The 12,630-nt window shown below is 61.2% G+C and carries 9 protein-coding genes; 5 read left to right on the top strand and 4 right to left on the bottom strand.

Annotated features, from left to right (window positions below; all coding sequences use genetic code 11):
• Positions 1 to 4: 4 nt before the first annotated feature.
• The 4 genes from AWT75_RS06540 to AWT75_RS06525 form a co-directional block, all read right to left on the bottom strand.
• Positions 5 to 3,847, bottom strand: coding sequence for a DUF3683 domain-containing protein (locus tag AWT75_RS06540; protein WP_062788347.1), 3,843 nt, complete (start codon positions 3,845 to 3,847; stop codon positions 5 to 7).
• A 218-nt stretch (positions 3,848 to 4,065) separates the two neighbouring features.
• The gene (gene pdxA, locus AWT75_RS06535; protein WP_062788345.1) at positions 4,066 to 5,055 is read right to left on the bottom strand and encodes a 4-hydroxythreonine-4-phosphate dehydrogenase PdxA; all 990 of its coding nucleotides are present in this window, start codon (positions 5,053 to 5,055) and stop codon (positions 4,066 to 4,068) included.
• Positions 5,056 to 5,058: 3 nt separating this feature from the next.
• Positions 5,059 to 6,348 carry a peptidylprolyl isomerase gene (locus AWT75_RS06530; RefSeq protein WP_239689488.1) on the bottom strand — a complete coding sequence of 430 codons (1,290 nt, stop codon included), beginning with the start codon at positions 6,346 to 6,348 and terminating at the stop codon, positions 5,059 to 5,061.
• Positions 6,349 to 6,350: 2 nt separating this feature from the next.
• Positions 6,351 to 8,654 (bottom strand): LPS-assembly protein LptD, encoded by a 2,304-nt coding sequence (locus tag AWT75_RS06525; RefSeq protein ID WP_062788434.1) that lies wholly within the window; start codon positions 8,652 to 8,654, stop codon positions 6,351 to 6,353.
• A 74-nt stretch (positions 8,655 to 8,728) separates the two neighbouring features.
• Between AWT75_RS06525 and amgK the strand changes: the two genes are divergently transcribed.
• The 5 genes from amgK to ruvA are packed head-to-tail and all read left to right on the top strand — an operon-like array spanning position 8,729 to position 12,627.
• Positions 8,729 to 9,760, top strand: a complete 1,032-nt coding sequence (gene amgK, locus AWT75_RS06520) for an N-acetylmuramate/N-acetylglucosamine kinase AmgK (protein WP_062788340.1) — start codon at positions 8,729 to 8,731, stop codon at positions 9,758 to 9,760.
• Positions 9,761 to 9,770: 10 nt separating this feature from the next.
• Positions 9,771 to 10,469, top strand: coding sequence for an N-acetylmuramate alpha-1-phosphate uridylyltransferase MurU (gene murU, locus AWT75_RS06515; protein ID WP_062788338.1), 699 nt, complete (start codon positions 9,771 to 9,773; stop codon positions 10,467 to 10,469).
• Complete coding sequence (gene ruvC, locus AWT75_RS06510) at positions 10,466 to 10,996, top strand: crossover junction endodeoxyribonuclease RuvC (protein WP_045846364.1); 531 nt, start codon at positions 10,466 to 10,468, stop codon at positions 10,994 to 10,996. The genes murU and ruvC overlap by 4 nt, the downstream gene beginning before the upstream one ends.
• A gap of 60 nt (positions 10,997 to 11,056) precedes the next feature.
• Entirely contained in the window at positions 11,057 to 12,004 is a 948-nt protein-coding gene (locus AWT75_RS06505; RefSeq protein ID WP_082695991.1) for a prenyltransferase, read from the top strand.
• A 29-nt stretch (positions 12,005 to 12,033) separates the two neighbouring features.
• Entirely contained in the window at positions 12,034 to 12,627 is a 594-nt protein-coding gene (gene ruvA / locus AWT75_RS06500) for a Holliday junction branch migration protein RuvA (protein ID WP_045846366.1), read from the top strand.
• Positions 12,628 to 12,630: the final 3 nt, after the last annotated feature.

Here is a 12,630-nt window from a genome sequence, read left to right as displayed (position 1 = left end):
TGGCTTACAGCAGCACGCGTTCGATACCACCGTTGCGGGCTTTTTCCACGTAGTCCTTCATCCAGTTCTTGCCCAGGATGTGCTTGGCCATTTCCACCACGATGTAGTCGGCTTCGGTGCCGGTATCCGGGCTGTAGCGCGACAGACCCTGCAGGCAGGACGGGCAGGAAGTGAGAATCTTCACCGGCTGCTCGGTTGCACCGATCTTGGCCAGATCCTTGTTGATTTCCTCTTCCTTGCGCGAGCGCACCTGGGTGGCAATGTCCGGACGGCTGGCGGCAAAGGTGCCGGATTCGCCGCAGCAACGGTCGTTCAGCGTCACGCCACCGCCCAAGAGCTTGTTGGCCACGTCCAGCGGCTGGTAGGCCTTCATCGGAGTGTGGCAGGGGTCGTGGTACATATACTTCTGACCGCCAATCCCGTCCAGCTTCAGGCCCTTCTCCATCAGGTATTCATGGATGTCGATGATGCGGCAGCCCGGGAAAATGTCCTCGAAGCGGTATTTCGCCAGCTGGTCGTAGCAGGTGCCACAGCTCACCACCACGGTCTTGATGTCCAGATAGTTCAGCGTGTTGGCCAGACGGTGGAACAGCACGCGGTTTTCCGTGGTGATGGCTTCGCCCTTGTCGGCGTAGCCTGCCGACGTTTGCGGGTAACCACAGCACAGATAGCCTGGCGGCAGCACGGTCTGGGTGCCGACATGCCACAACATGGCCTGGGTGGCGAGGCCGACCTGGCTGAACAGGCGTTCCGAGCCGCAGCCGGGGAAGTAGAACACCGCTTCGGCATCTTCCGCCACTTGCGGGTTGCGGATGACCGGCACCACATTGGCATCCTCCACATCCAGCAGCGCACGCGCGGTTTTCTTCGGCAGGCCGCCCGGCATCGGCTTGTTGATGAAGTGAATGATTTGTTCCTTCACCGGTGCCTTGCCGACGGTGGATGGCGGCTGCTTGGTTTGTCCGCCGGTCAGGTGCAGCTTCTTGCCCACGCTGTAACCCAGGCGCTGTGCCTTGTAGGCAAAGCCGACCAGACCGCCACGGATGGCCTTGATGGTGGACGGATCCTTGACGGTGAGGAAGGCCATGCCCAGCGCGGTGCCGGGGTTGAAGCGCTTGTTGCCGGTCTTGCGCAGGAAGTTGCGCATGGCGACCGACACATCGCCGAAGTCGATCTTCACCGGGCAGGGTTTCACGCAGCGGTGACATACCGTGCAGTGGTCGGCCACATCGGACAGCTCGTCAAAGTGCTTCAGGCTGACGCCACGGCGGGTTTGTTCTTCGTACAGGAAGGCCTCGGTCAGCAGGCCGACGCCCAGAATCTTGTTGCGCGGGCTGTACAGCAGGTTGGCGCGCGGTACGTGGGTGGAGCACACCGGTTTGCACTTGCCGCAACGCAGGCAGTCCTTGACGCTGTTGGAAATGGCACCGATGTCGGATTGTTCCAGGATCAGCGACTCCGCCCCCAGCAGCGAGAACGACGGGGTGTAGGCCATGGTGAGGTCGGCACCCGGCAACAGCTTGCCGCGGTTGAAATGACCGTTGGGGTCCACGCGCTGCTTGTAGGCGCGGAAGGGGGCGATTTCCTCTTCGGTGAGGAATTCCAGCTTGGTGATGCCGATGCCGTGCTCGCCGGAAATCACGCCGTTCAGGCTGCGTGCCAGTTCCATGATGCGGGCCACCGCCTTGTGCGCGGTTTGCAGCATGTCGTAGTCGTCGGAGTTGACCGGCAGGTTGGTATGCACATTGCCGTCACCGGCATGCATGTGCAGCGCCACGAACACGCGGCCGCGCAGCACTTTCTGGTGCAGTGCGTGCACGGCATCCAGAATCGGCGCATCGGCCTTGCCGGAGAACAGGTTTTCCAGATCGTTCAGCAGCTCGTCCTTCCAGCTGACACGCAGCTGGAAGTCACGCATGGCGATGAACACGCTGGACGGGCTGGCATTGGCATCCACCAGCGGTGCATCCGGCCACAGGCTGCGGTACTGGGCAAACGGGGCATCCAGATTGTCCAGCAACCACTGCCAGCGCTGACGCAGGGTGGCAATCAGCTCCAGTGCAGAACTGCGACGCTCGCCGATGATTTCGTCGGCCGAGACGGCGCCGCCTTCGGTATCCACCGGCAGGTTGCCCTGGAAGTATTCGCTCAGCGTATCCAGCAGGCGCAGCTTGTTGGCGACGGATAGCTCGATATTGATGCGTTCGATGCCGTCGGAGTAATCGCCCAGGCGCGGCAGCGGAATCACCACGTCTTCGTTGATCTTGAAGGCATTGGTATGGCGCGAGATGGCCGCAGTGCGCGAGCGGTCCAGCCAGAACTTCTTGCGTGCTTCCGCCGTGACGGCGATAAAGCCTTCGCCGGTACGGGCATTGGCAAAGCGCACCACCTGGCTGGCGGCTTCGGCTACCGCGTTCTCATCGTCGCAGACAATGTCGGCGATCAGCACCATTTTCGGGCGCCCCTTGCTCTTGGCCTTGGTGGCATAGCCCACGGCACGCACGTAGCGCCAGTCCAGGTGTTCCAGACCGGCCAGTTGCACACCGGCAGCATGACCGGCACCGCCTTGCTTGAAGTAGTCGGTGATTTCCACGATGGCCGGGGTGGCCTGGGCCACGGTGCCGAAGAATTCCAGACACACGGTGCGGGTGTGCGCCGGCATGCGGTGCAGCACAAAGCGCGCGCTGGTGATGATGCCGTCGGTACCTTCCTTCTGTACGCCAGGCAGGCCGGCCAGGAATTTGTCGGTCACGTCCTTGCCCAGGCCGACCTTGCGGAAGGTGGGGCCGGGGATGTCCAGCTGCTCGGTGGACAGGACGGTCTTGTCGTCTTCCTTGTAGCGGGTGATGCGGAAGCTGGCCACGTCTACATCGTGGATCTTGCCGTAGTTGTGGCCCACCCGTTCGATAAACATCCAGTTACCGTTGGGGTCCACCATTTTCCAGCTGGCCAGGTTGTCCAGCGCAGTCCCCCACAGCAGGGCTTTCTTGCCGCCGGCATTCATGGCGACGTTACCGCCAATACAGGAGGCTTCGGCGGAGGTGGGGTCCACGGCAAATACCAGGCCGGCAGCACTGGCTGCCTCGGCCACGCGAGCGGTGACCACACCGGCACCACACTGGATGGTGGCGCGCTGGCCATCCAGGCCGGGCAGGGCGATGTATTCCACGCCGTTGTGCTGCACCAGCTTTTCGGTGTTGATGACGGCGCTGCGGCGGTCCAGCGGCACGGCACCGCCGGTGTAGCCGGTACCACCGCCACGCGGGATGATGGTGAGTTCCAGCTCGATCAGCGCCCGCACCAGTGGCGCGATTTCTTCTTCGGTATCCGGTGACAGCACCACGAAGGGGTATTCCACGCGCCAGTCGGTAGCGTCGGTCACGTGCGAAACACGGGCCAGGCCATCAAACAGGATGTTGTCGCGGCGGGTGTGGCGGCTGAGCTTTTTCAGGATGGCCTGCCGCAGTTCGCGGGTTTCGGCAAATTGCTGCTCGAAAGCATTCACCGCCTGGCGGGCGGCAGCAATCAGCTGGCCCACCTTGTCATTGCCTTCGCGGCGCTTTTCCACTTCCTGCAGGCGGTGGTGCATGGCTTCCACCAGCGCGGACAGGCGCTTGGGGTTGTCCAGCAGATCGTCTACCAGGTAGGGGTTACGGTCCACTACCCAGATATCCCCCAGCACTTCAAACAACATGCGGGCAGAACGGCCGGTCTTGCGCTCGCTGCGCAACTCTTCCAGCAGCGCCCACATGGGTGCGCCCAGAAGCCGGATGAAGATTTCCCGGTCCGAATACGATGTGTAGTTATAGGGGATCTCGCGGAGACGCTGATGGGTGCTGGTGGTCATGGTCCGTGCTGCTGTAATTGTTTGAATACATTAGCGGCTAGTTTAGCCCAATTGCTGCGTTGCGAAAAATGCCGTTCACGTCATTTTTACATTTTGATATAAAGATACCGACCTGTTCTGGATGTTGTCCGACAAAACAGGCCCGTCTGCCTTAAGGTATTGCCACAAAAGGAAAAGCCCCTGTTATTAGCAGGGGCTGTGGTGTTTTGGCGGCAGTTTCACTGCTGTGTGACAGCCAGCTGTGCAGCCAGACGCACGGCTTCATACAGGCTGCCCGGATCGGCCCGGCCGGTGCCGGCCAGGTCCAGTGCCGTGCCGTGGTCCACCGAGGTGCGGATGATGGGCAGACCCAGCGTGATGTTGATGCCGGCCCCGAAGCTGGCGTGCTTGAGTACCGGCAGGCCCTGGTCGTGGTACATGGCCAGTACCGCATCAGCCGTGGCCAGCTTGTCCGGGTTGAACAGGGTGTCAGCCGGTAGCGGGCCGATCAGCTGCATGCCTTCGGCGCGCAAGTCTTGCAATACCGGTTCGATGACGTCGATTTCCTCACGTCCCATGTGGCCGGATTCCCCTGCATGCGGGTTGAGGCCCGCCACCAGAATGTGCGGATTCTGCAGCCCGAACTTGTGCTGCAAATCGCCATGCAGGATGCGGATGACGGCTTCCAGCTCCGGCTTGGTGATGGCGTCGGCCACGGCTCGCAGCGGCAGATGGGTGGTGACCAGCGCCACCCGCATGCCGGCCCCGGCCAGCATCATCACCACGCGCGGGGTGGCGGTGTGTTCTGCCAGGTATTCGGTATGGCCACTGAATGGCACGCCCGCATCGTTGATCACGCCCTTGTGTACGGGCGCAGTTACCATGCCGGCAAACTCACCGGACAGACAGCCGGCAATGGCTGCATCCAGCGTATCCAGCACATAACGGCCATTGCGCGCATCCAGCACGCCCGGCTTGACTGGTGCAGCCAGCGGCACGTGCAGGACCTCCAGCGTACCGGCCTCGGGGGCCGGCTGGCCGGCCTGGTAAGGGCGGAATTGCAGTTGGTGCAGGCCCAGCTGCAGTGCACGCTGTTGCAGCAGGGGCAGGTCGGCAATCACCACCAGCCGGGCATTTACCGTGAGGCGGCCCAGGGTGAGTACCAGATCCGGGCCGATGCCGGCCGGTTCTCCGGCGGTGACAGCCAGCAGGGGGCGTGCCGCAGTCATGGCTTACTTGTCATCCAGGCGCTGTTCGACAAAGGCGGAATCACGCAGCTGACGCACCCAGTCCAGATAAGCCTGGTCCAGCTTGCGCAGGCGCAGCTGCTGCTTGATGGTCTGACGTTCGCGATCGGCGGAGACATCCTGGTTGCGCTTGGCGTCCACCAGGATCAGGTGCCAGCCAAACGGGCTGCGTACCGGCTCGGACACCGTGCCCACCGGCAGGGCCAGCATGGCTTTTTCGAATTCCGGCACCATGTCGCCCTTGTTCACCCAGCCCAGATCGCCGCCTTTGACATTGCTGCCGTCTTCGGAATACAGCTTGGCCATTTCGGCAAACTTGGCACCGCGCAGAATACGGTCGCGGATTTGCAGGATGCGGTTCTTGGCGTCAGTATCCGACACCGCTTCATTGGTGCGAATCAGGATATGCGAGGTGTGGTATTGCTCGACCACCAGCGGCTGGTTGCCGCCACGCTTCTCGATCAGCTGGAAAATCATGAAGCCTTGCGGTGTGCGAATGACGCCGGTGTGCTGGCCCGGGTTGAGGCTGTCCAGCAGCGATACGAATTCCTGCGGCAAGGTGGCAGCCGGACGCCAGCCCAGATCGCCGCCCTTGATGCCGTTCGGTGCATCGGAGTAAGTGGCTGCCACCTTGGCAAACGGCTGCTTGTCATTCAGCTCGGCCAGTGCCTTGCTGGCCTTGGCCGCCAGGTTGTCCAGCTGCTTGGCGTCGGCACGTTCCGGGGTGCTGACCAGAATGGTGGCCAGGTGGTATTCGTTGCGATTGGCACTCTGGGCACTTTTCAGTACCTGATCCACTTCGCTGTCAGTCACATTGATGCGCGAGCCGATTTCATTGTTTTTCAGACGGGCCAGAATGATTTCGCGGCGGATTTCCTCACGGAAGCGGGCAAACGGCACGCCTTCCTTGGCCAGCTGGGCTTGCAGGCCTTTTACGTCCAGCTTGTTCTGCTTGGCGAGGTCGGCAATGGCCAGGTCCAGGTCATGGTCATCCACGCGGATGCCGTTGCTGTTGGCGTATTCCAGCTGTGTCTGCTCGGTAATCATCTGCTCCAGCACCTGATGCGCCAGAACGTCACGCGACGGCGGGGTGACATTCTGCCCTTTCAGTTGCTGGATGACGGCATCAATACGGTTTTGCAGGTCCAGATTGGTGATGACGGTCTTGTTGACCACCGCCACGATGCGATCCATTTCATTGACCGGGTTGGCCGGTGCTGCGTGGGTCGTCTGGACGAGTGTTGCAATCAACAGAGCAAGCAGGGTTTTTTTCATGGTCAATTGGATCGGATATCGGAAATGTTGGAGTAGCCGGGAATGGCCAGTTTCAGGTCGGATGTCGGGCTGCTGCCCAGACTGCCCAGACCACGCAATTCCAGCTGGAAGAAAATACCGGTGCTCTTGGAGGCGGAAGAAATGGTGGTTGCCAGGGTATTGGTATGTTTCACCACCACACGCGCCGTCCAGCAGCCGTCGTTGTACTCTACCCCGAGCAGATGCTCAAGTGGCTTGCTGTCGATCAGGGAATAGCTCTCGCGGCCCACGGCATACCATTGCCGCACGATGGGCCATTGCACACCGAAGTCAACCATGCGCAGCGGACCATATTGCGTGGTGTCACCGTACTGTTCGTAACGGCCATAGCGGTAGCGCAGGCTGACGGTTTTGCCCGGAGCCGGGTTGTAGCGCACTTGCATGTTGTAGCGCTGGGTTTTGGCCAGATCCTGGTTGTACTCATAGGTACTGTCCAGACGCCAGGCCTGGTCAAGATCGCCGCCCAGGCTACCCAGCAGGCCCTTGCCGTTGTTCTGCAGGGTGATCTGGTTGCCGTATAACGAGGTGTCTTCGTTGCGGAAGTAATAGCGCTGACCCAGCATCAGGCGCAGTCGTTCGATACCGGTTTCAGCGCTGATCAGACGGCTGGTCAGGGCTGCGGTCAACTGGTTGGCCGCATTGATGCGGTCCCAGCTGGAAAAGCGGTTTTCCGAGAACAGCTGGGCGAAGTTGAAGTCGTTTTCCGAGCTGTCAAAGTTCGGAATCTTGCTTTGGTCCTTGGCCGGGATGTAGACGTAGAACAAACGCGGTTCCAGTGTTTCTACAAAATTGCTGCCATGGAAGCTGGTATCGCGCTCGAAATACAGACCGGAGTCGGTGCTGAAAATCGGCAAGGTGCGGGTGATGGTGCTGCCCGGTGTCGTATTGTTACCCAGCGGATTCAGGTCGTACTTGGTGTAATTGACGCCGAATTTGGGGCGGAAGAAGCCCCAGCTCTTGTCCAGCAGATTCCAGGTGACACTGGGATAGGCAACAAAGCGGTCACCGGTCTGCAAGGTGGGGTGCGAGAAACGTGTCAGGTCGCCTTGCAGATTGAAGCTGAAACCGGATGGCAGCTGCTGGTTGGCCACCAGGGTCAACTGCGGTACACGGGCATAGGGCTGGTCGGCCGGAATCAGCGGGTCTTCCAGTGTCTGGTAGCGCTGCACGCGCAGCATGGCTTCCAGATTGCCGCCTTGCCAGCTGGTGTTGTACTTGGTCCAGGCCTGGCGCAGCAGGTTGACATTGATGGCCTGCAGGGTGCGGTCACCAAAATCGTCGAAGTATTTCGTGTCGGAGACGTAGTTGTAGTCGTAGCCAAAGGTCAGCCCCGGCAGCAGGTTTTGCTTGTGGGTGGCGTACCAGGCGTAGCGATTGGTGTGGGTCAGCTTGTCGTTGCGCAGCTGCTCGGTATAAATGCTGCCCTCGTAGTCCGGCTCCAGGTAACGGAACTCACCGGCCAGCATGGTGCCCCGCTTGAGGTTGATGTGCGGGGTGAGGGTGGCATCGAAATTGGGCGCGATGTTCCAGTAGTAGGGCAGCGCAATGTCAAAACCGGTGGTGCCGGAACGGAAGGTGGGCGTAAGCAGGCCGGATTTGCGGCTGCCATCCAGCGGGAAGTCGATCCAGGGTGTGTACAGGATGGGGACGCCCTGGAATTCTACCCGGGCATTGCGGGCAACACCGATATTGGTGGCGTAGTTCAGGTCCAGCGTGGAGGACTTCAGATACCACGAGTCATCCCCCACCACGCAGGAATTGACCCTGCTGTTGATCAGGCGGTACTGATCCGGCCCGGTGAACTGGGCTTCACTGCCATCGCCACGGAAGGCAATGCCGGATTGCGCCAGGCTGCGCTTGGCACCGCCGGGCTTGTTATTGGTATCCGGGCTGCCCATCTGGAAGGAAGGCTGCTGGGCCGAACCGGTATGTTCGTCCATCCAGTAGTCAAGCGTGGTGCCGGTGACAACGTCCTTGTCACGCGTCAGGCGGAAGTGGTTGCCCGCCTTCACCCGGTTCTGTTGCTGGTAGTAGTCCAGCCAGTCCGCTTCCAGGGTCTGGTTGTCGCGAATCACCACCACATCGCCACTGGCTTTCAGCTTGTCCTGCATCTGCCCGTCCATGTGGTCGGCAGTGACATGCGTCTGCCCCTGGGTGGTGGGCGTGGTATTAAGCGCTTCCGGCGCATTGTCTGCGGCCTGGGCGGCAGAAACCGAGAAAGCGGCTGCCAGAGCCAGCGTCATTTTCGTGGGCTGCAGTTTGAGCATGCACAAAGCCATATCGTGTGGACAGGTGAGCAGGTTAAAATCAGCAGATTCTATCAGCATCGTGACGAACCGACATGCAACGTTTGGAACAACTCAAGAGCTGGCTTGACAGCCTGTATCCGCAAACTGACATCATGGTGGAGTTTGCCGCGGCCGACGCCGACTTCCGTCGCTACTTCCGTGCCCACTTCCCGGATGGCACTTCGCGCATCGTCATGGATGCGCCGCCAGAGAAAATGGACACCGATCCTTACGTGAAGGTTCGTGAGATTTTTTCGGTGGTGAATGTCCCGCAGATCATCGCCCGCGATCGAGAGCAAGGCTTCATGTTGCTGGAGGATCTGGGCAAGATCACCCTGCTGGCCGCACTGGAACATGACACACGTCCGCTGGTGCATCGTCATCTGCTGCTGGAGGCGGTGGATACCCTGCTGGCCCTGCAGCAAGCCAGCCGTCCCGATGTGTTGCCAGAGTACGACGAAGCCTTGCTGCGCCGGGAACTCAGCCTGTTTCCGGAATGGTATTGCGCCAAGGAACTGGGCAAGCCGCTCAACTTTGCGCAGCGCCAGTTATGGGATGCCGGCTGTGAAAAACTGCTGGCGGCCATCCTGCCGCAAAACAAGGTTTTCGTGCATCGCGACTTCATTGTCCGCAACCTGATGCTAACCTCCGGCCACCCCGGCGTGCTGGATTTCCAGGACGCGGTATATGGCCCGATCAGCTACGATCTGGTGTCCCTGCTGCGCGATGCCTTCATCGAGTGGGAAGAGGATTTCGTGCTGGATATCGCCATCCGCTATTGGGAAAAAGCCCGGGCCCTTGGCTTGCCGGTGCCGGAAAGCGTGGATGATTTCTACCGTGATTTCGAATGGATGGGCGTGCAGCGCCACCTGAAAGTGGCCGGAATCTTTGCAAGACTTTACCACCGTGACGGCAAGGAAAAGTACCGCAGCGAGATTCCGCGCTTCATCAAATACCTCAAACGCACCACCCGCCGCTATCAGGAACTGGCTCCGCTGTATCAGTTGCTGCTGCAACTGGTGGGCAAGGACGAGACCGATGCCGAGCTGCAATCGGCCTACCCGGTGCTGAGCGTCAAGGGCTGATGGCGTGGGCATGAAAGCGATGATTCTGGCGGCCGGTCGTGGCGAGCGCATGCGCCCGCTGACCGACCACACGCCCAAACCCTTGCTGCCGGCTGGTGGCAGGCCGCTGATCGAGTGGCATATCCGCCGTCTGGCGGCAGCGGGTATCCGCCAGCTGGTGATCAACCACGCCTGGCTGGGTGCGCAAATCGAACAGGTGCTGGGCGACGGCAGTCGCCTTGGTGTGGAGATTGCCTACTCGCCGGAGAGTACCGCGCTGGAAACGGCCGGTGGCATTGCCACCGCGCTGCCCTTGCTGGGCGATGCCCCTTTCCTGGTGGTGAATGGCGATGTGCTGAGCGATGTCGATTTCACCGCCTTGCAGCAACAGGCAGCACAGCTGGATGGTAGAACCCGTTTGGCTCACCTGCTGCTGGTGGACAATCCGCCGCACAATCCGGCCGGTGATTTCGGCCTGCTGGCTAATGGCCTGCTGGCAGCCAGGCCAGATGCGGGTAACGGGCTGACCTTCTCCGGCATTGCCGCCTACCATCCGGCCTTGTTTGCCGATACGCCCGCCAGCCAGCCGGCCAAGCTGGCACCGCTGCTGCGTGCCGCCATGGCGGAAGGGCAGGTGAGTGGCAGTCGACTGGATGGCTTGTGGCTGGATGTGGGCACTCCGGAACGGCTGGCCGAGGCCGATGCCATTGCCGCGGGCTGGGCTGCGTGAGCCGGCGCATTCTGGGCGTGGACCCCGGTAGCCGCATTACCGGTTTCGGCGTGATCGACCTGATTGGCCAGCAGCGTCATTATGTGGCTTCCGGCTGCATCCGCACTCCGCAGGGTGCACCGCTGGCCGAGCGCATCAAGGTCATCATCGACGGGCTGTTCGGCGTGATCGACACCTATCAGCCACACGAAGCGGCCATCGAGCAGGTGTTCGTCAACGTCAATCCGGCGGCCACGCTGATGCTGGGCCAGGCGCGTGGTGCCTGTGTCTCCGCCCTGGTGCTGCGCAATCTGGCTGTCTCGGACTACACCGCCTTGCAGGTCAAGCAATCGGTGGTCGGTCATGGCAAGGCGGCCAAGGAGCAGGTGCAGCACATGGTGGTGCGCATGCTCAATCTGTCCGGCACGCCACAGGCCGATGCGGCGGATGCGCTGGCCGTGGCGCTGGCACATGCCAACCTCAGTGGCGGTGCCATCGGCCAGCTGGCACGGCAGGGCCTGAAAGTGCGTGGCGGGCGTCTGGTCTAGCGCAAGCACAGTTGGTCGTGGCTGCGCTATGCTGTGGTCATCGTCCTGACGGAGCACTGCATGCCTCCTTCTCCTGTTGCCATCGAACCGCAAGCGGCTGATCTGGCGCATCATCCGGTGCGCTGGTGGCTGGCCACCCGGCCTGCCTTTCTCACCATCACGCTGGCCGGTGCATTGCTTGGCATCGCCGCCAGCGGCTGGGCAGCATTGCAACAGCACTGGCCCTTGGCACTGCTGGGCCTGATCCTGGCCTTGCTCACCCATGCTGCGGTCAATGTCATCAATGATGTGGCCGACCATCACAATGGCACGGATGCCGCCAATACCGCGCGGCTGTTTCCGTTTACCGGTGGCAGCCGTTTCATCCAGAACGGTGTGCTCAGCGCCACACAGATGCGCAGCCTCGCCCTTGGGCTGTTTGCTCTCGTCATTGTCGGTGGGTTGTATCTGGTCAGCTTGCGTGGCCTGCCGCTTTTGCTGATCGGTGTGGCTGGCGTGCTGCTGGGCTGGGCGTATTCAGCACCGCCCTTGCAGCTGAACAGCCGCGGTCTGGGAGAGCCCAGTGTGGCAGCCTGCTTTCTGTTGTTGCCACAGGGCATGGCGGTATTGCTGACGGGTAGCTGGCAGAGCACCTTGCTATGGGCCAGCTGGCCTTATGCCATCCTCACCAGCCTGCTGTTGTATATCAATCAGTTTCCCGATCGCGACGCCGACCGGCAGGCCGGCAAATGGCACTGGGTGGTGCGCTTGCCACTGGCGCAGGCCCGCATGGTCTACGGCTTGCTTGTCGTGCTGGCCTATGGCCTGCTGGCCGTACTGGTGTGGCAGCAGCGGCTGCCGTTGTTAGCTGCACTCGGTTTGCTGACCTTGCCGCTGTCCGGCTTTGCCAGCGTGCAGCTGTGGCAGCATACGGACGAACCGTCACACTTGCGCCCGGCCATCATCGCCACCATCATGGCGGCCAATCTGTATCCACTGTTGTTGGCCGTGGCCTTGCTGCTGGCCTGAGCAATCAATTTCACCGGAGTATTTTTGTCATGATCGGACGCCTCAGCGGCACTCTTATCGAAAAGCTGCCACCGCAGGTGGTGGTGGACGTCAATGGCGTCGGTTACGAAGTGGATGTGCCGATGACAACGTTTTACCAGCTCCCGGCCCTGGGCCAGAAGGCCACGTTGTTCACCCATCTGGTGGTGCGGGAGGATGCCCACCTGCTGTTCGGCTTTGCCAGCAAGGAAGAACGGGAGACCTTCCGTCAGCTGATCAAGGTCAGTGGCATCGGTGCCAAGATTGCGCTGGCCATCCTGTCCGGCATGACAGCGGATGAACTGGCGGTGGCCATTGCCAGTGAGGATATCAAGCGCCTATCTTCCGTTCCCGGCATCGGCAAGAAAACTGCGGAACGGCTGGTGCTGGAGCTGCGTGGCAAGCTGGCCACCGGCAGTAATCTGGCCGTACCCGGCGGCCTGCCGTTTGCCGCCACGCCGGACGAAAAAAGCGATATCGTCAATGCCCTGCTGGCACTTGGTTACAACGAGAAGGAAGCCGCTGCCGCCACCAAGGGCCTGCCTGCCGACGTGACCGTCAGCGACGGTGTGCGCCTCGCTTTGAAGAATTTGATGAAGGGCTAGCCT

This window comes from Aquitalea pelogenes (genome assembly GCF_001515305.1).
Taxonomy (GTDB): Bacteria; Pseudomonadota; Gammaproteobacteria; order Burkholderiales; family Chromobacteriaceae; genus Aquitalea; species Aquitalea pelogenes.
Note: the sequence above shows the minus strand (reverse complement) of the source record. Positions and strands in the feature narration are given on the sequence as shown.

Coding starts and splice junctions, on each gene's coding strand:
- ruvA (WP_045846366.1), top strand. CDS start 12,034: ATGATCGGACGCCTCAGCGGCACTCTTATCGAAAAGCTGCCACCGCAG.
- murU (WP_062788338.1), top strand. CDS start 9,771: ATGAAAGCGATGATTCTGGCGGCCGGTCGTGGCGAGCGCATGCGCCCG.
- pdxA (WP_062788345.1), bottom strand. CDS start 5,055: ATGACTGCGGCACGCCCCCTGCTGGCTGTCACCGCCGGAGAACCGGCC.
- AWT75_RS06540 (WP_062788347.1), bottom strand. CDS start 3,847: ATGACCACCAGCACCCATCAGCGTCTCCGCGAGATCCCCTATAACTAC.
- AWT75_RS06525 (WP_062788434.1), bottom strand. CDS start 8,654: ATGCTCAAACTGCAGCCCACGAAAATGACGCTGGCTCTGGCAGCCGCT.
- AWT75_RS06505 (WP_082695991.1), top strand. CDS start 11,057: ATGCCTCCTTCTCCTGTTGCCATCGAACCGCAAGCGGCTGATCTGGCG.
- amgK (WP_062788340.1), top strand. CDS start 8,729: ATGCAACGTTTGGAACAACTCAAGAGCTGGCTTGACAGCCTGTATCCG.
- AWT75_RS06530 (WP_239689488.1), bottom strand. CDS start 6,348: ATGAAAAAAACCCTGCTTGCTCTGTTGATTGCAACACTCGTCCAGACG.